The 17,084-nt window shown below is 40.3% G+C and carries 18 protein-coding genes and 1 riboswitch; of the genes, 14 read left to right on the top strand and 4 right to left on the bottom strand.

Annotation, left to right across the window (positions count from 1 at the left end; all coding sequences use genetic code 11):
* The first annotated feature begins 224 nt into the window (after positions 1–224).
* The 3 genes from BUQ87_RS07230 (at position 225) to BUQ87_RS07220 (ending at position 3,103) form a co-directional block, all read left to right on the top strand.
* Positions 225–464 carry a hypothetical protein gene (locus BUQ87_RS07230; RefSeq protein ID WP_038264014.1) on the top strand — a complete coding sequence of 80 codons (240 nt, stop codon included), beginning with the start codon at positions 225–227 and terminating at the stop codon, positions 462–464.
* A gap of 14 nt (positions 465–478) precedes the next feature.
* Positions 479–1,270, top strand: a complete 792-nt coding sequence (locus BUQ87_RS07225) for a TraX family protein (RefSeq protein ID WP_200774450.1) — start codon at positions 479–481, stop codon at positions 1,268–1,270.
* 576 nt (positions 1,271–1,846) lie between these two features.
* Positions 1,847–3,103 carry a hypothetical protein gene (locus tag BUQ87_RS07220; protein WP_038264013.1) on the top strand — a complete coding sequence of 419 codons (1,257 nt, stop codon included), beginning with the start codon at positions 1,847–1,849 and terminating at the stop codon, positions 3,101–3,103.
* Positions 3,104–3,153: 50 nt separating this feature from the next.
* Here the strand turns inward: BUQ87_RS07220 and BUQ87_RS07215 are convergent, their stop codons facing one another.
* Positions 3,154–4,215, bottom strand: a complete 1,062-nt coding sequence (locus tag BUQ87_RS07215; protein ID WP_038264011.1) for a uroporphyrinogen decarboxylase family protein — start codon at positions 4,213–4,215, stop codon at positions 3,154–3,156.
* A 182-nt stretch (positions 4,216–4,397) separates the two neighbouring features.
* Here BUQ87_RS07215 and BUQ87_RS07210 point away from each other — a divergent pair, with 182 nt between their 5' ends.
* The 6 genes from BUQ87_RS07210 (at position 4,398) to BUQ87_RS07185 (ending at position 10,231) form a co-directional block, all read left to right on the top strand.
* Positions 4,398–5,222 carry a DUF169 domain-containing protein gene (locus tag BUQ87_RS07210; protein WP_159434284.1) on the top strand — a complete coding sequence of 275 codons (825 nt, stop codon included), beginning with the start codon at positions 4,398–4,400 and terminating at the stop codon, positions 5,220–5,222.
* 15 nt (positions 5,223–5,237) lie between these two features.
* Positions 5,238–6,044: an ABC transporter substrate-binding protein gene (locus tag BUQ87_RS07205; protein ID WP_038264008.1), complete on the top strand. Its 807-nt coding sequence runs from the start codon at positions 5,238–5,240 to the stop codon at positions 6,042–6,044.
* Between the two features lie 68 nt (positions 6,045–6,112).
* Positions 6,113–6,766: an amino acid ABC transporter permease gene (locus tag BUQ87_RS07200; RefSeq protein WP_038264005.1), complete on the top strand. Its 654-nt coding sequence runs from the start codon at positions 6,113–6,115 to the stop codon at positions 6,764–6,766.
* Positions 6,767–6,796: 30 nt separating this feature from the next.
* The gene (locus BUQ87_RS07195) at positions 6,797–7,528 is read left to right on the top strand and encodes an amino acid ABC transporter ATP-binding protein (protein WP_038264603.1); all 732 of its coding nucleotides are present in this window, start codon (positions 6,797–6,799) and stop codon (positions 7,526–7,528) included.
* A gap of 164 nt (positions 7,529–7,692) precedes the next feature.
* Positions 7,693–8,262: a CD3072 family TudS-related putative desulfidase gene (locus BUQ87_RS07190; RefSeq protein WP_038264002.1), complete on the top strand. Its 570-nt coding sequence runs from the start codon at positions 7,693–7,695 to the stop codon at positions 8,260–8,262.
* A gap of 259 nt (positions 8,263–8,521) precedes the next feature.
* On the top strand, positions 8,522–10,231 hold the full coding sequence (locus BUQ87_RS07185; RefSeq protein WP_038264000.1) for a glycosyltransferase family 4 protein: 1,710 nt from the start codon (positions 8,522–8,524) through the stop codon (positions 10,229–10,231).
* A 51-nt stretch (positions 10,232–10,282) separates the two neighbouring features.
* On the opposite strand, the gene BUQ87_RS07180 is transcribed toward BUQ87_RS07185, so the two are convergent.
* The gene (locus BUQ87_RS07180) at positions 10,283–10,570 is read right to left on the bottom strand and encodes a hypothetical protein (RefSeq protein WP_159434283.1); all 288 of its coding nucleotides are present in this window, start codon (positions 10,568–10,570) and stop codon (positions 10,283–10,285) included.
* Positions 10,571–10,752: 182 nt separating this feature from the next.
* Positions 10,753–10,837: riboswitch (cyclic di-GMP riboswitch) on the bottom strand.
* Between the two features lie 330 nt (positions 10,838–11,167).
* Here BUQ87_RS07180 and BUQ87_RS07170 point away from each other — a divergent pair.
* Both BUQ87_RS07170 and BUQ87_RS07165 read left to right on the top strand, forming a co-directional pair.
* Entirely contained in the window at positions 11,168–12,055 is an 888-nt protein-coding gene (locus BUQ87_RS07170) for a ribonuclease H1 domain-containing protein (protein WP_074210065.1), read from the top strand.
* 82 nt (positions 12,056–12,137) lie between these two features.
* Positions 12,138–12,800 carry a M48 family metallopeptidase gene (locus BUQ87_RS07165; protein WP_038263995.1) on the top strand — a complete coding sequence of 221 codons (663 nt, stop codon included), beginning with the start codon at positions 12,138–12,140 and terminating at the stop codon, positions 12,798–12,800.
* Positions 12,801–12,873: 73 nt separating this feature from the next.
* Here the strand turns inward: BUQ87_RS07165 and BUQ87_RS07160 are convergent, their stop codons facing one another.
* Both BUQ87_RS07160 and BUQ87_RS07155 read right to left on the bottom strand, forming a co-directional pair.
* The gene (locus BUQ87_RS07160) at positions 12,874–13,794 is read right to left on the bottom strand and encodes an OmpA family protein (protein ID WP_038263994.1); all 921 of its coding nucleotides are present in this window, start codon (positions 13,792–13,794) and stop codon (positions 12,874–12,876) included.
* Between the two features lie 14 nt (positions 13,795–13,808).
* The gene (locus BUQ87_RS07155; RefSeq protein ID WP_038263992.1) at positions 13,809–14,837 is read right to left on the bottom strand and encodes a hypothetical protein; all 1,029 of its coding nucleotides are present in this window, start codon (positions 14,835–14,837) and stop codon (positions 13,809–13,811) included.
* Between the two features lie 446 nt (positions 14,838–15,283).
* Here BUQ87_RS07155 and BUQ87_RS15820 point away from each other — a divergent pair, with 446 nt between their 5' ends.
* The 3 genes from BUQ87_RS15820 (at position 15,284) to BUQ87_RS07140 (ending at position 17,064) form a co-directional block, all read left to right on the top strand.
* Positions 15,284–15,397, top strand: coding sequence for a PAS domain S-box protein (locus BUQ87_RS15820; RefSeq protein ID WP_074210071.1), 114 nt, complete (start codon positions 15,284–15,286; stop codon positions 15,395–15,397).
* Positions 15,398–15,402: 5 nt separating this feature from the next.
* Entirely contained in the window at positions 15,403–15,588 is a 186-nt protein-coding gene (locus tag BUQ87_RS07145) for a hypothetical protein (protein WP_038263989.1), read from the top strand.
* 255 nt (positions 15,589–15,843) lie between these two features.
* On the top strand, positions 15,844–17,064 hold the full coding sequence (locus BUQ87_RS07140) for a hypothetical protein (RefSeq protein ID WP_038263986.1): 1,221 nt from the start codon (positions 15,844–15,846) through the stop codon (positions 17,062–17,064).
* The last annotated feature ends 20 nt before the right edge of the window (positions 17,065–17,084 follow it).

The following is a 17,084-nucleotide window of genomic DNA, read 5'->3' as shown; positions in this document are numbered from 1 at the left end:
GGTAAATGCCTAGAGGTGATATGAAAGTAAATATGATTCAGATGGAAACAGGCGTCTGCTGTGTTGTGGTAGACGCTTTTTTAGCTTCATTATAACCTTTCGAAACCGTAAGGAAGCGTAATGTAAATCGATTTTTAAAATTCAGTAAAGGCTATAAAATAGTATTTAGAAGAAGGGCAAGGTTCTACATGAATATTCTAAATAAAAACAGGAGGACGATTAATATGAAAAAAAGGATAATATCGATGATTATGGCGGTGGTTCTCATGGCAATGACTGCGGGATGCACTGCGGCGGTAAAGATCGACGAGTACAACGAGGTGAAAAAGCTTGAGGATAGCCTTGGCAAAAAGGTGAAAGAGTATGCAAGATCCGGTTTTGGAACTGAAATAAACCTGAAGGATTTTGACACTGCGATGGGAGTGGAATTTTTACAGCCGGGATGTATCGGCATGGGATTTTGAAAGGGGACAAGATTGTGAACAGTTTTCAGCTTAAAATATTTGCAATGATACTTATGGCTTTTGATCACTTGGCGTCGTATATTCCGGGAATGCCGATCTGGTTTAATTTTATTGGAAGGATAGTCGCACCTATATTTTTCTTCTTTTTGGTGGAGGGATTTTTCAATACAAGGAGCAAGAAAAAGTACGCACTTAGGCTTTTTGCATGGTCTCTAGTGATGTTTGCGGGAAGCAAGTTTGTAATGATGGCTTTCAGCAGAGATTACGGGATACACAACAACATATTCCTCTCGCTTGCAATGTCGGTGCTGATAATGGCAATGATGGATTGGACAAGGGACAATAGCAGGAGCAAGGCCGCAATGGCAGGCGGGATCGTAGGAGTGATTGTACTTGTTATTGCATCCGTGTTTACAGAGGCGACAATATACGGTATGTCAATGACTTTGGTATTTTACTTCCTAAGGGGCAGTAAAGCGAAGATGGCTGCAGTATACATAGCGGTGTCGCTCATCACTACGATGGGCTTTTCAATCCCGGGCTTCATAACAAATCCGGATTTCGGATGGTATGGGCTGCTGATGTTCGACGTCCAGTGGATGCAGGTTTTCGCCGTACCGTTCATACTTATGTACAACGGCGAGCGCGGAGCAAGTTCCAAGCCTGCAAAGTACATGTTTTACGTGTTCTACCCGGTTCACATATGGATAATATATGCGATAGGATACTATGTGGAAAGGGACAATTCAGCTACTGTAGAGACTATAAGCTGGGTTTTGAAAGAATATTTTAGCAGGCTTATTTAATCAAGTGCTTGCATATTATTTGCAGGTGTTTTTGAGTGATGTGCTTGGAGGACTATGCCTGATGCATTAAACTTGTAAGATCTCGCAAATGGCATAAAAAGGAATATTAAGGGAAAGACTGGAGGGAGCGCCTATTCTTTCCTTTGTTTTTTTTGGAATGCTTATTTTCCTTTCTTTTATTCCCTTCGGCTAAAACCCGTGGTGAAAAAAACATCAAAGTACAAACAAAAAATAAGATTACTTTCTTTTTCATTGTTATTCTCCTTTTCTATATAATCAGCTCAACATATAATACGAGAAAGTACTGAAATTTAAGGGCATAAAAATAAAAGAATAAATCTTTTACATCTTACCTGTCGCATCGGCGGGTGTTTTTTTTTAAAAAAATGCAAATGAAAATCCAAAATTCAAGGGATAAGAGTGAATTCAAGCTATAAATTAGCAGATTGAGCGAAATCGAATGGATAATTTGGTATAATATTGGTAAAACTGGTCTTTTGTGAAAGCATACGTATTTTAGACATGGACATTATACATCGGCCGATTTAGTTAAAAAATTTTGAGAAGGAGGATTTTATGAAAAGACTATTTGCGATCATAGTGATGCTGGTACTGGCTGTAAGCATCTCTACAGGATGTGGTTCGAAAGAAGAGAGCAATGCTGGAAATGAGCAGACAGTCCAAAATGAGGAAGCTGAAAAGGATAAGGGTGAGCAGGTAAAAGAAGAAGACTCTGAAAAAGACAGCAAAGAAGAGAAAATAGAAAAGCTTTCTCAAAAACAACTCAAAGAGAGATTCAATGAGTATGAGGGCGAGCTGTATGAAATTCAAAAGAAGTACTTCAAGGGGGGATTTTACACAGCTGATCCGAAAGAATCCGAGTTTTACAAGGACATTCCGGAGTTCAGAAAGTACGTGGACAAAGTGCTTGGAATGGGATATGGAATAAGTCAAGGTGAGGGCATGTATTATCTGTATATGGGGGAAGAGCCACAGTATACTGACGGAGAAGTCGAAGAGCCTTCTGCTGAAAAAGGAGAAGATAAAACTTTTTCAGGCCTGATATATACAAACGACAAAAACTACTGGGAATACAAGCCGGATTCAACAGTTTATTCAGACCTTGACGGCGACGGCAAAGATGAGGAGATACTGTTTGACAGCAGCACGGGCAAGCTGCTTGTAAACGGATACTTCAGGGAAGCTGGCAACATGCAAAGCACTGACTACTCAAGCTTTGCTATAATTGCATTCAATGACAAGTTCGGAGCTGATATTGGAAAGATCATAGGCATAAAGGATTTCGGGCCAAGCATGGACTATACTACGACATTTTATGTGTACTGGACCGAAGTGAACGGGCAAAAGTCAAAAAACCCAATAATCTCAGTGGGGACAACGGGCGGGCTCATATCGAGGAGCGACACTTTCGACAGAAGCAATTCAGAGGACTTCAACACAAAGGCGATACTTACTGACGAAGGAATAGAGGCTCCAGTAAGGCTCGAGAAAATACACACTTGGTGGGGCAGAAACATTTTTACATACTATGGAACCTATAAAAGCCTTATAAACAACATACACAAATACGACCAGGACTATGATACAAGCCTTGGGAACAACGTGCTATACCAAAAGGAAAGCAGCACATACTACAGTGAGAAGGACGAGAATTCGCCGTCTGTAATATCAAGCGGCGGCCAGAACATAAGGATGACAAAGACTGACGACAATGAATGGGTTTACATGGTGGCTGACGATGGAACCCAGGGATGGGCCAGGATTGAAACCGTAAAATCTTCGGGATATGATGGATTCCAGTTTTACGACTAAATTAAGTTACGTATAATAAAAGGACTCCACTTTAAAGTGGAGTCCTTTTATTATACGTAACTTCCAAAATCTATTGCAGCTTTAAGCATGGCATAAAGATTCAGTGGAGGAGTCTGGACAGGCAAGTCGCAGGAGGGCATTAGAATAAATCCTCCAGCGTGATATTTCATTTTTTGCACTATATTTTTTGAGGCATTAAAAACTTCCCTTTGGGTTCCGCAAATAAGCAGGTTGGTTGGGATGTTTCCTCCGATAATATAATTGTTTCCGAATATTTTTGCTGCATGTTCTATATCCATTTTCTCACTTACACTTATAATACTTTTTTCTGGAAGTGAAATTTCCTTGAAATATTCCAAATTCAACTTGTGGTCTCCGCATAGGTGTATCCCGAAACTTTCAACTCCCTTTTGTTTGAGTTTTTCATGGATTTCAAATATGTAAGGAAAGCTGAAGTCTTTAAAGATACGGGGTGAGACTACGGTGTTTGATTCCAAAGGATAGCATGAAAATGCCGAGCAGTTTTGAGCACCGAATTCAATTATATAGCAATCAGCAATACTTAATATATAGTTGGTTGCAAGTCTCAGCAGCCTGTGAACAAGTTCGGGTTTTTTATAAAACCAGCGCATTAATGTGGAAGTATCCATTATATGGCCCACCACCTCAAGGGGAGAACCTGCGGGTATGGATGCGGAAAGGCCATTTTCCCTGGAAATTCGTTGAAATTCAAGCCTTTTTTGAAAGCCGGCGCATTTGCTTAAATCCGGCATATCCAGGGTTTCTGCATCATAAATGCTTTCTACTGCTTTTTTTTTGAATTTTGGAATTTCAATTTTTCCATTGCCTGAAAATGAAAGCTCTCCCCCGAAATCCCATCCCGTCCATCCAGGAAGGTCAAAGCTAGGAGAGCCATCGCAGACATGAAGCTGTGCGCAAAGGACTTGTGCGTCGAAAGAAGCCTGTGGGCTTAGAAAAAAATTTTCAGAGGACAATCCAGCCAAATGACCTGCATACATTGTTGCCAATGACATAAATGGAACTCTGTCCAAATAGGTACCGTTTAAAAGCCCTTTCATTCTCTCGTAAGATGTCAATTGATATTTGTCCATTATTACCTCCATTTGATAAACATGTCAGAAATTATAGCATCAAATGAAGCAGTTGTGAATCTGATTGCATAAATATAAAAAAACCCAATAGACTGCCATAGTAGTATAAGATTTATCAATTTAACAAAATAAAGTTATATATGTATAATCATATAGGGCATACAAAGCTTTACAAAATAATTATGGAAGGAGGAACCAGTATAAAAAATACATTTGCAAATGGAGAGATGGACAGGCTGTATTCCTGTCTTAATATGGATAGAAGAATAGTAGGCGTTAAGTTTCTATTTTCAGAGGAGGAATTCAACTCATTTGATGTAAATACGGCTAAAGCTAAGCTTTCATACTGCATGATGGTGAAAATTGCATCGAGCGGGAAGGGAATAAAGGTCAGAAGCGAACACTTCAAGTGCAATTCATCTGCAAGGGCTTTGGGAATAAAAGAGAGCGACTCCAGTGTCAAATCAGGCAGGAAATACTACTCATACGGCCTTTATGACAGCTTGGGGACGGCCAAGAATGTGCAAAGCGCAGTTACATATGTGGAAGATCCTATTTACGGGGCAGTGCTTCAGCCTGTCGAGATGTTTAAGGTTGATCCGGACGTGGCAATAATAGTCTCTAATCCCTACAATATCATGAGGGTTGTCCAGGGATATACATACAAATATGGAATGGCTGAAAACATAAAATTTGCGGGCAATCAGGGAGTGTGCTCCGAGCTTACCGCAAGGCCTTATGAGAATAACGATATCAATATTTCACTGCTCTGTTCAAACACCAGGTTTTCGTGCAAATGGGAAGACGGCGAAATGGGAGTCGGAATGCCATATAAGATATTCAAAAATGTCTTGAAAGGCGTATTAAATACGCTCAACCCTGCTGAGCCCGACTATAAAAAGGAAGGCATAATAAAAAGGGCGGGGAAAAGAAATGTAGAAATTGATGTTGTAAAAGGCGAGAATTATTATAATTCTTCTATTGGAGTGGCAAAATTATATAAATAAAGTGGAGGATTTTTTATGAAAAGATTAAATAAGGTTTTTGTTGCAGTTATGATAGGACTTGTTTCAATGCTTGCAGCGGCATGCGGAAGCACTCAGGATGCGGCAGAGTCAAAAAAAGACATGTCATGGGAAAATGTTAAAAACAACGGAGAACTTGTGGTTGCATTTTGCGCGCAATATCCTCCTTTTGAATCTAGAAATGAAAACACTGGCGAGTTTGAAGGGTTCGATGTCGATATGGCAAACGCTCTTGGAGAAGAACTGGGTGTAAATGTAAAATTCGTAGATGCCGAATGGCCGTCTCTACTGGGCGGAGTCATAAAGGGCGACTACGATGTAATAATATCGTGCATGAACAAAAAGGAAGCTTCGAAGGAAAATGTAAACATGAGTGATACATACTATGACTTCCCATCGAGCATAAATGTGAGAAAGGATAACACTGACATCAATTCAGTAGAAGACCTTAAGGGAAAGATAGTAGGAGTTCAGATGGGATCTGGAAGTGAAATAGAGGCGGAGAAAATCGAAGGCATAAAGGAAATAAAAAGATACGACTACACTCCTGCAGCTTTTTCAGACCTGAATGCAGGAAGAATAGATGCTGTTGTTGAAGGATATGCACGTTCTATAATTCACTTCAAGGAAAGCGGGGAGACAAGAATACTCAAAGAAGCTTTGGCGTATTCTGAAAACATAATGGTATTGAGTCCTGAATCGGATGAGCTGACTGGAAAGCTTAATGAAGCGCTTGCCGCAATAAAGGAAAATGGGAAATATGACGCCGCGCTTGAAAAATGGCTTACAGCGGAAGAAAACTAGAAGTTTTCTAAAAAGTCAAACATCAATAGTTTGTATGGGAATGATGATGCAATAAAGGGGTTTTTGATATGAATTTTGACATAGTGCTTAAAAATATGCCTTTCATACTTGAGGCGACGCTTGTTACACTGAAGATAACAATGACATCCTTTGTATTTGCGGTGATTATAGCCTTCATAGTGGGCATTGCAAGGTCTTACAACACGCCAATGCCCATAAAGAAGTTTCTTGCGGCATATGTGGAGGTGTTCAGGGGCTCGCCACTGCTTATACAGCTGTTTTTGATATACTACGGACTGCCCAAGGTAAACATAGTCATGGACTGCTTTACGGCTGCAATAATAGGGCTCAGCCTTAACTGCGGGGCCTACATGTCTGAAATAGTAAGGGCTTCGATATTGGCGGTGGACAAGGGACAGGACGAGGCGGCCTTTTCGCTGGGATACAACAAATTGCAAACAATATTCCACATAATACTGCCTCAGATGTTTCGGGTTTCGATTCCAAACCTTGTGAACTGTTTTTCGGCGCTGCTGAAGGACAGTTCGCTGGTTTCGGTAATATCAATTACGGAGCTGACGAGAATAGGGCAGCTCATATACAGCAGGACAGCCAGGCCTTTTGAAATATACACAACGCTGGCCCTGTTTTATTTTGTAATGACATATGTGGTTTCGCTTACATCGAAATCCATTGAAAAAAGGTTTAATGCGATATACTAGCATGAGGGGAATGTAAAAATGGATGACGCAATAATAAGGATGAAGAACATACACAAGGCTTTTGGAGACACACATGTACTCAAGGGCATTTCAATGTCTGTAAGGCGTGGGGAGATAGTTTCAATTATAGGGCCGAGCGGTTCCGGCAAAAGCACTCTGCTCAGATGCATAAACCAGCTTGAAGAGATCAACTCCGGAGAGATTTATGTGAATGATTGCTCCATGCATTTAAAGTCTAAAAGCCAGAATGAAATGAGAAAGAAAATAGGCATGGTTTTTCAAAACTTCAACTTGTTTCCGCACTACAAAGTCATAGAAAACATATCAAAGCCATTGAATGTGGTGAAAAAGTTAAACAAGGACGAGGCGCATGAAATAGCGGTAGACATATTGAAAAAAGTAAAGCTTGAAGATAAATTGGACGAATATCCTGCGCAGCTTTCGGGAGGGCAAAAGCAAAGGGTTGGAATAGCAAGAACCATTGCGATGGGCTCTGAAATTATATTGTTCGACGAACCGACGTCTGCTCTAGACCCTGAAATTGCAGCGGAAGTGCTCAGTGCAATAAAAAGCCTTGCGGACGAAGGGTTTACAATGGTGATAGTGACTCACCAGATAAATTTTGCAAGTGAAATCTCGGACAGGATAATTTTCATAGATGAAGGCAAGATATGTGAGCAGGGAGAGCCTGAGGAGATAATAATAAATCCGAAAAACGAAAGGACAAAAAGATTCCTGAATGCGATAAAGGGAATCGTATAGGCGTTGTAGAGCCAATAGACGCTTACATATACAGGTGACTATATTATTGAGTTTGAGTGCGGCCCGAGGACAGAGTCCAAGGGCCGCTTTCTTTATAGAAAAGACGTAATACCCTTTTATGTTTAAGTGGAAAGTGAAATATAATTATTTGAGAGGTGAGTGTAATGAAAAGAAGCAAGGAGATAGTGGTAGTTTCACACTGCGTACTCAATTCAAATGCAAAGGTAGAGGGACTCAGCGAGTATTCGGGGGTACTGTCAGAAGTGGTGGATATGATAGTACAAAGGGGAGCGGGGATAATCCAGCTTCCGTGCCCTGAAATGTTTATATACGGAATAAAAAGATGGGGTCATGTAAAGGAGCAGTTTGACACTCCGTATTTCAGGCAGCAGTGCAGGGAGCTTATAAGTCCAATAGTACAGCAGCTTGTAAACTACAAGAACAATGGATACGATATAATCGGACTGATAGGAATAGACGGAAGCCCTAGCTGCGGCGTGAGCAAGACCTGCTCCGGAGACTGGGGAGGAGAATTCATGGAAAATGGTGGAATGAGCTACAAGGCCATAGAAAAAATTCGAAATTTCAAATTCGTAGACGGTCAGGGTGTGCTCATGGAAGAAATAAAGGATGAGTTCTGTGAAAATGGTATTGACGTTCCGTTCATTGCAATAGATGAAATGGACATAGATAAAAATATTGCCCAGATAAGAGAGTTTTTTGAATCGAAATAAAGAGCATTATAAAATAAAGAGTTGTATAAAGTAAAAATGCATGTTGTAAATACTGCTAATAGATTTGTCTATCAAGTTGAAAAATTGATATTCAGGATTTTAGTAGTATTTTTATATTGTAAAACAGTTTGGAAATCCCTCACATTGGGAAAAAATTTAATAGCGCTAAAAAATGACATTGCATTATGAATTTTCAGTTTTGAGATTGAAATTTCACAGCAGAGCGCGCTGTTAAAATATATTCATTGGGGGGATGACTATGAAAATAGCAGTTATACACGGATACTTACTAAATGGAACGGGGAGCAACCTGTATGTGCAGAATCTTTGCAGGCAGCTTTGTATTTCTGGCCACGATGTAATGCTGTTTTGCCAGGACGTTGAGCTTGAGAATTATGATTTCATAGAGTCTGCATATAGATTCGACAAGGATAATGAAAATATGGAGCGGTTTCATGAAAAGAGGACTCCGTTTGAGGGGAAGTGCAGGTGCTTTGTTCCAAACATAGGGAAGCAGCTTCCTGTCTATGTAAAAGACATGTACGACAGGTTTGAAGCCGTTGAGATTACAAAGATATCGAGGCATGATATGGAGAGCTATATAAATGCAAATAAAAAGGCCCTAAGAGCCTGTTTTATGGATGAAAAGCCGGATGTAGCCATAAGCAACCATATTGTAATGCAGCCGGTATATACAAACAGGGCCCTTGAGGGACTTGAAGGCACTGTAAAACTTACCGTTGCCCACGGCAGTTCGTTCAATTTTTCAGTGAGAAAAAGCAACATGGCGCTGAATTATGCGCTTGAGGGGCTTAATGCGGCGGATGGACTGGTATTTTTGACGGATTACTCCCAAAGGGAATTTGAAGACTATTTTGACGAGATAGCCGAAATCAAGGCGAGAAAGATGCTCATACCGGCAGGCGTGGATATTGAAGGTTTTTTCCCTTTGGAAATAGGAGAGAGCAAGAGCGAGCGTATAAAAAGGCTCATGGAGAGCATAGAATCCGAAAAGGGACTGCTTAAAAACAACATGGAATCTGGAGCAAGTAGGGAATTTGAAAGCCTTATAAAAAATGCTACGGGGGAGGAACTGTCTGAGAAAAAGGCAATGCTCATGGCCAAGGGGGACGGAAAGGCAATAGATCCGGACATAATGGAAAAACTCCTTAAAATAGACTGGGAAAATGAAAACATACTCCTTTACTATGGTAAGTACCTTTGGACAAAGGGCATACACAATATAATCATATCGCTCCCATTCATACTAAAGGAAAATCCAAATACGAGGCTTGTGCTTGTGGGATTTGGAACGTCGCGTGGATATCTGGAGACTCTCGTAAATGCACTGGATATGGGTGATTTGGATAAGCTGAAATATCTTTTGAAATATCCGGAGCAGTTCCAAAGCCATGTCGAAAGAGGAACAGGGCATTATTCAAAATGGGTTCTCGATATTCTAAGAGATAGTGAAAAGGCTAAAGACTATATGAAAACGGCCCGGGGAAATGTGAAGGATAGGGTTGTATTCACGGGATTCATGGATCACGGACTTTTGAGGGACATAATACCTTGTGCGGATGTAGTAATAGCTCCGTCAATATTTCCAGAGGCTTTCGGGCTTGTAGGAGTCGAGGCGCTTGCCTGCGGAGTATTACCTCTTCAGACATACCATTCCGGATTCAAATGCGTAGTTGACAGCTATGAAGGGCTTTTTGAATTGGACGGGAATTTGAAAGGTATTCAAAAGCTATGCCTTGACGAAAACCTTGTAAGAAATATCTCATGCGGCATAAATGCGGTGCTGCAGGCATACAGGAGCAGGGGCGAAGAGCTTGTACTGAGAATAAGGAAGGATGCAAGAAATATATGCGTGGATAGCTACTCTTGGAGGTCGGTCGCAGACAGGTTTTTGGATGAGGCCCAGTCTGAAATGGAGAATTTGGAAAAGGTTAAGCTGGAGGTATAAGTGGCATTAAAAAATAAACATAACAAAAAATAAAAGGCTTTTGAAAGCCTTTTATTTTTTGTCCCGTCTATTTGTGCTTTCTATGCACGCTATCAATGAAAGCACTCCTATAAGAATAGCTCCATCGTCCATTTTTTCAATATCCATAAACTCCGATCCGCAGGTCAATCCCGAATGAAGAACCCAAAGGTCATATGCAGTTCCCATGCTCAACTGAATATCAAGTGCGTTTAAAACCAGCTCGGATATTCTTTTGCATGATTTTCGATGTTTCTTGGGAACCTTTTTATCTGAGGTAGGGGATAAATGAGTTATATCTATCTTTTTTCTATGAATCATTAGGCCTATGTTATTTTTCTTGCTGCAATTGTTCAACAAATACACTCCCACCTATACACTTTATTTTATATCCATTCCAATGAAAATGGTTTGTTTTGGATATGTCAAGCACCTCTATTGATAAGGCAAGGAAGCTTATGGGGCCTGCAGCTGTATAGGTTATGTCATATATGACTTTACTATTCGGCAACCTGGCAATCATAGAATATATTCCTTAGACCCATAGCTTTGCGTCTTTACCTTTCGGTAAATTTGCTATTATCGTAATTTGGTTTTAACTCCGCCATATTTTATTGTGGCTTAACAAGCACCTATTGAATTATATCACAATTTCTATTTGTTTTATTCTATAATTTGCACATGATATTAAAAACTGTTGACTACATACAATGGGTCCCGTGTACTTATGAAAATGAGTGAAAGCAATGAACAGGAGCTTAAAAACATGGCTTGTGGATATGCTTTTGTTAAAGTAAAATTAGTGTATGTCCATTTGGAGCAAGGGCATATGGGATTGAATTAGTTTAAATTACAATGAAGGGCCTGCAGCGTTCATGTGGGCGCTGTGAGATTATTGATAGAGAGGGAGATTTTCAATTGGCAAAAAAGTATTATGCGGTAAGGTCGGGAAGAAAAACAGGAGTGTTTGAAAACTGGAACGCGTGCAAGGAGCAGATTCACGGCTACAGCGGAGCTGTATACAAGAGCTTTGAAAGCTATGAGGACGCATGCGCTTTTGTGGAGGGCCAAAAGAAAAAGAAAATTGAAATAGACGGTTCAAGCACAGTAAGGGCATATGTCGACGGAAGCTATTTCAAGGAAGAGGGCAAATATTCATACGGGTGCGTAATAATTCACGATGGCAAGGAGGTAAGGCTTAAAGGCGTTGGTACAAATGAGGACTATGCAGCCATGAGAAATGTAGCTGGAGAGCTGCTTGGAGCCATGGAAGCTGTAAAGTGGGCTCATGGAAATGGCCATGAGTCAATAATAATATACCACGACTACGAAGGCATTGAAAGGTGGGCCAATGGATCATGGAAGGCGAACAAGGAAGGCACTATGGAGTATGTGGAGTTCATAAAGAAGTACAGGAAACACATTGACATAGACTTTGAAAAAGTTGCGGCTCACAGCGGAGACTTTTACAATGACGAGGCGGACAGGCTGGCAAAACAGGCACTTATTGAATGCGTCAACGGAGCAGTCTGTGAGGAGAAAAAGTCCCAGCGAAAAATAGATGTGTTCAACAAGATAATGGATGCGGCTGACAGGACCAAAAATCACATAAGCTTCACATTCAAGGATTACACGATTTCAGAGAGCAAGCTTAAAAAATTTGTAAAAGAGTCATGGGTAATGGATGGAAACGACAAGGATAGCATAGACATAATAAACCTAAATGTGGACATTGAAAGCTCCAAGCTTGAATGGAGCGTAAAGGATACTTCAGGAGAAATGCACAGCTTTGAGATGGAAATATAAAAAATACTGCATATATGTGATGCGCATGCAGCAAATGAAACATTTATAAATATGCTAAGGCATGTAAGATGAGATGGTGAATATGAGAGTTGAAATTGAAAATGAAATAATAGAATTTCATGTTGAATTTGGAAAGAGAAAGAAAACAGTCATCCAAATGGATGTTTTGGGGTTCGTAAGAGTCAAGGCGCCCAAAGGAACCAGCGAAGAGACTATCAAGGATATAGTCAGGCGGAATTCGAAGCTGATTTTGGAAAAAAGAAATGAAAGGCTCAGTGCACTGAAAAAAAGCGAGCCAAAGAGTTACTGTGATGACGAAACATTCCTTTTCATGGGAAGGGAATGTCCCCTGGAAGAACTGGTCGAAACGGAAGGACTGGATGAATGCGACTTAAAGAAAAATCTTAAAAAATTTTATTTTGCCCAGTGCAAAAAGGTCACTTTAGAGAGGGTGAAGCTATATAAAAGCCAGCTGGGAGTGAACCCCAAAAGCATAGAGATAGTCGAATCCATAAAAAAGTGGGGAAGCTGCAATTCAAATAAAAAGATTACTTTCAACTACAGCCTTGTTATGGCGCCCATTGAGCTCATAGACTACGTTGTAGTGCACGAGCTTTGCCATTTGGTCCACATGAACCACGACAGGTCGTTTTGGAGGCTTGTGGGAAGCATTGTGCCGGATTACAAGGAAAAGATAGACCAGCTGGCAATATACACAAGGCGAATATCAGAGCAGGAAGTATAATTCTGTAAAGGGCATAAAAAAGGGATGACTGCGTCATCCCTTTTTTTACCGGTAGCTACACTGTATAAGCCCACTACTGCTCAAAAGGAGCCATTGAATCGCTCAAATAGTCGTTTATAACGTTTTGTATGTTCTCATCCTTTAGTATTATTGAAATCTCTATTCTCCGGTTTTTGGCCTGGGAAGAGGAAGAAGCCCCATTGCTTATGGGCCTGAACTCGGAATAGCCGCTTGCTGCAAAATACTTTCCGTACTTCAGCTCAAGGTCAGGATTTGACTCCATAAGGTAGTTTAGAACGTTTGTCGCACGCTCGGCTGAAAGATTCCTGTTGTACTGGGAGCTTCCTACGCTGTCGGTGTGCCCCTGTATGCTTATGGCGTCTATGCTTTCCCTTGTGGCGGGATCGTCGAGAACCTTTTCAAACGAACGCGAAAGCTCAGCCAGAAGGCGCTTTCCGTCAGATTTCACCTTTGAAGAGTTGTAGTCGAACACAAGCCCTTCGTTTATCACTATGTTTCCGTTATCGCCTATGGTTACGAGCCTTTCACCGGAGCTGTTCTTGCTTCCGATTTCGCTTTCTATGGAACCCTTGACCTTTTTAAGAACGTCAAGCCTTAAAAGGGCTATGCCCTGAAGCTTGCTTCTGAGTTCCCCAAGCTCCTTGTTGCTCTCCGCTATTATCTCCCTTTGGTCCTCTATCTTGTCTTCTGAAAGCTTTAGGGCAAGCTCTCCTCTTTCGACTTCGGCTTTTATCTCGTCAATCCTGTCCCTTAAAAGCATAAGCTTTTTCTTGCTCTTGCTTATCTGGGCCTTTGAGTCCGTAAGCTGTGCAGTTGCAGAAGCAAGGTTTTGGCTTGTTATTATGTTTTGGACATATGAAAGCAGCATAAGAAAGAAGAGTATAAGCGCTATTGTGGAAATCATGTCTGTAAATGCAGGCCAGAAATTTTCTTCATGATTTTCATTGATGAAGCTTTTTTTTCTCATCTTCATAATTTCTCACCCCATTATTGAATGTCGGAGCCATCGTCATAGCCCCTTATTCTTTCGGACAGCCTTTCTATTGAATACGAAAGCTGCTCGAGGTTTTTATATCCAGTTGTAATATCCTTGCTGTTTCCACTTATATTGTCGGCAAGGTCTGAAAAACTTACATTCATTCTTTGTATGTTTGTCTTAAGGTGGTGGTTGAACTCTGAAAAATCCCTTGTGTTTTCAGCAAATACATTCAGTGAATTGTCGAACTTGCTTATGCTGGATGAAAGGCTCTTGGTTGAAAATTCAATGCTCGAGGCTACATTTGTAAGCTGCGAGCCAAGAGATGATATGAGTTTTTCGATTTCAGCACTGCCGGATGCAGATTCAAGTCCTATGGTTCTTTGTACAGGATTGTAGGTAGTCGAAGCTTTTGCATCTCCCGAAGACAGTGTGTTGTCGAGGTATTCCTCTATGGCAGTCATTAGAGAATTTCTCTTTTCCCCTATTTCGAAAATTGTAGACATGAAAGTCAGCACTATCGAAGACGCTATACCAAAGAGGGAGGTTGAAAACGCTATTGACATTCCCTGCACTGAATTGATAAGGCCGTCTATTACAGAATCCATTCCTGTGAAAACCTGAGAGCTGCTTGAACCCGTCAAAAGGGTCACGAGCTTTCCTATAGAAAGCGTAAGGCCGTAAAATGTGCCAAGAAGTCCAAATATTATCATAAGAGATGTGGCCTTCTTTACGAAACGCTCCTTTGTCAGAAGTGAAGAAAGCTGCTTTGAAAAATGCTTTTCGATTATTGCCTGTGTGTTTATGTTGACTATTCCCTTGGAAAGGGCTTGCTCGTAATCTTGACATATCAGGCCCAAAACCCCGTGTGAAAAACTCGAATTCTTTTTTCCCCTTTCAAGGTCCGAATAGAGTGAGTCATATTTTCTTGAAGCACTTACCATTGAAGCTACTGCACAAATTAATATCGTAAGAATTATGCCCACTATTATTACTGAAAGAGGGTTTAGATTCCCTAAAATATTGTATACAAATGCCATTGCATGTCCTCCTTTTAATTTACTGTGAACTTGTTTTAAATGCGACATAACATCCTGCAAAAAACACTGCCTACTAAATAGTTTAAAGCATTTAAAGGGAAAAATAAAATGTTTTTTGAAAAAACGATTTAAATCACGGCCTGATTGCCATGGAAAATGGCAGGTTTTGAGCTTGAAAATGGATTGCAACTCCAACAATGATAACATCGTTATATAAAAATTAAATTAAAATATTCTTATTTTTACATTAAAAATTAAAAGGCACATATTTCAAAAGCCGTAATGCAGAATCGCAGGGTTCTCAAAATCACAGTTTGAAAGCTGATTTCATTAATAATATATGTGGTATATATGAGGAGATGGAAAAGAGAATACAGGAGAGGACAAGGGCGCTTGCAGAAAGTGAAAATAGGTACAAATAGCTTTTTGACGCCCCATTCGAGGGTATAGTTGTCATTGACGAAAAAGGGGTCGCAATAGAGGTCAACAAAGAATTGTGCAATATGACTGGATATGATAAATCAGAAGTTATCGGGAAGCATGCACTTGAATTCATATAATTGATGTGGAAGTCCTTTCGAAACATTTTGTATTTAACGACAGGAACGTAAGGGTCGGAGCAATAAGGGACCTTACAGAGAGAAAAATGGCCGAAAAGGCTGCGAAGGACAGCCTAAGATTCCTGCAGGCGCTTATGGACACAATTCCAAATCCCATATTCTACAAGGGGACTGACGGAATATTGCTTTAAAAAGATATACTGTAGCTGGTGAAAGCCCGCACATGCTCTGCTAAGGTTTTATATTATTTTGGAGCTGTATAGAATGAAAATAGAATACATTGATTGAAAAAACACTTCGTTTTTGTCCGCGCCCATGGCTTTGGACTAAAGAGAGGTGTTTTTTGCTTTAAAATAACAACATTAGTCTATTCTGTAATGAAAAGGGTATATAGAGATATAATGGCTGTAAATTGCATGAATGCTGAGAGGAAGTGAAATTGGCGGATGAAAAAAGAGCATTACAAAGACGCTACAGCAAATGACCTTGTAAGAAATTTAAAGATATTAAACGCCCGGATGAGATTAAAGATAATAACGCTCATATTTGCGGCAGTATTAATACCGATTGCCGGCTCTTTTGCATATTCGAGCTTTTTTGGAAAAAAGCTTATTGTCAGTGAAACGCAAAGCGCCATGAGCGCTGCAAGAATAGAAAAGGCAAACAGGGTCAGGTCATATTATAAAGGGCTTGAAAACATAATTGTTGATTTTGCAAACAGGCAGAGCCTGGAGAAATTTCAAAGCGGGGATATAGATTTGGATGTTGAAAGCATCAGAGATTATAATATCAAAAATATTTATATTATGGATGAATTGTACAAGAATATATATGTAATGGACGAGCAGAATAGAAGCGGTGGAGTTGAAAATGAGGTTTCAGAGACTTTTTTTGAAATGCCAGTACAGATTACAGGATTAAAAGTGGACGAGGAGGAAATATTCCAGTACATGATATATAAAAATACTCATGGAAGCAGCGGCATATACTATGTGGTGTTTGAGCTGTCAAATGAATACTTGAACAGCATAATGGAGTCGGGGGGAGATGCAGAGACTACTATTGTAAACGGTGATTTTTTTGTTGTGGCATCAAGCCGCAATGATGAGATTTCAAATGCCATGATAAATCCCATAACAAAAGAGCTTTTAAACGGGGCATACGGGTTTGATGAGTATGAAGGATATTTTTGGGACTATGGATATTTTGAAGTGATGGGGGAGTATTTCTATATGCAAATAGCATTGCCGGTTAAAAGTGTCATGGGGAAAAATATCGGCATACAGGGATTTTTTATGGTCATGTTTGTGGCAGGGCTCTTTCTATCGGGATTCGTGATTGTGGTCATAAAAAAGATTTTTGAAAGGTATTTGGAGAGTGAAAAGAGGATAAGCATAGAGAGAGAGTCGGACAAGCTGTACCCATACCTCAAAAGTGAGCTTATAGAAATATTTGAAAGCAGCCATGAGCTGACCCGGTCAATAGACAATATGCAAAGGTTCAACGAGTCAATATTGGTTCTAAAAGACAGGATAGAAAGGCAAAATGAGGGCCTTGATGAGTTTATAAGGGACAGAAGGGATTTGAAAAGGCGCATCGACCAGGATGAAGAATTAAAAAGGGAAATAGCTGGCGAGTTTTTAGAGTCCGAAGGCAAAAGGGAATAGTCTACGCAGGAAGGTGTTGC

This window comes from Peptoclostridium litorale DSM 5388 (assembly GCF_900141635.1).
GTDB classification, from domain to species: Bacteria; Bacillota; Clostridia; order Peptostreptococcales; family Peptostreptococcaceae; genus Peptoclostridium; species Peptoclostridium litorale.
This window is presented reverse-complemented; position numbering and strand designations above follow the sequence as displayed.

Excerpts from the sequence above, each read along its gene's own strand:
- BUQ87_RS07140 (WP_038263986.1), top strand. The coding sequence starts at position 15,844 with ATGAAAAAAGAGCATTACAAAGACGCTACAGCAAATGACCTTGTAAGA.
- BUQ87_RS07220 (WP_038264013.1), top strand. The coding sequence starts at position 1,847 with ATGAAAAGACTATTTGCGATCATAGTGATGCTGGTACTGGCTGTAAGC.
- BUQ87_RS07205 (WP_038264008.1), top strand. The coding sequence starts at position 5,238 with ATGAAAAGATTAAATAAGGTTTTTGTTGCAGTTATGATAGGACTTGTT.
- BUQ87_RS07200 (WP_038264005.1), top strand. The coding sequence starts at position 6,113 with ATGAATTTTGACATAGTGCTTAAAAATATGCCTTTCATACTTGAGGCG.
- BUQ87_RS07185 (WP_038264000.1), top strand. The coding sequence starts at position 8,522 with ATGAAAATAGCAGTTATACACGGATACTTACTAAATGGAACGGGGAGC.
- BUQ87_RS07230 (WP_038264014.1), top strand. The coding sequence starts at position 225 with ATGAAAAAAAGGATAATATCGATGATTATGGCGGTGGTTCTCATGGCA.
- BUQ87_RS07180 (WP_159434283.1), bottom strand. The coding sequence starts at position 10,570 with ATGATTCATAGAAAAAAGATAGATATAACTCATTTATCCCCTACCTCA.
- BUQ87_RS07160 (WP_038263994.1), bottom strand. The coding sequence starts at position 13,794 with ATGAAGATGAGAAAAAAAAGCTTCATCAATGAAAATCATGAAGAAAAT.
- BUQ87_RS07155 (WP_038263992.1), bottom strand. The coding sequence starts at position 14,837 with ATGGCATTTGTATACAATATTTTAGGGAATCTAAACCCTCTTTCAGTA.
- BUQ87_RS07190 (WP_038264002.1), top strand. The coding sequence starts at position 7,693 with ATGAAAAGAAGCAAGGAGATAGTGGTAGTTTCACACTGCGTACTCAAT.
- BUQ87_RS07215 (WP_038264011.1), bottom strand. The coding sequence starts at position 4,215 with ATGGACAAATATCAATTGACATCTTACGAGAGAATGAAAGGGCTTTTA.
- BUQ87_RS07165 (WP_038263995.1), top strand. The coding sequence starts at position 12,138 with ATGAGAGTTGAAATTGAAAATGAAATAATAGAATTTCATGTTGAATTT.
- BUQ87_RS07210 (WP_159434284.1), top strand. The coding sequence starts at position 4,398 with ATGGAAGGAGGAACCAGTATAAAAAATACATTTGCAAATGGAGAGATG.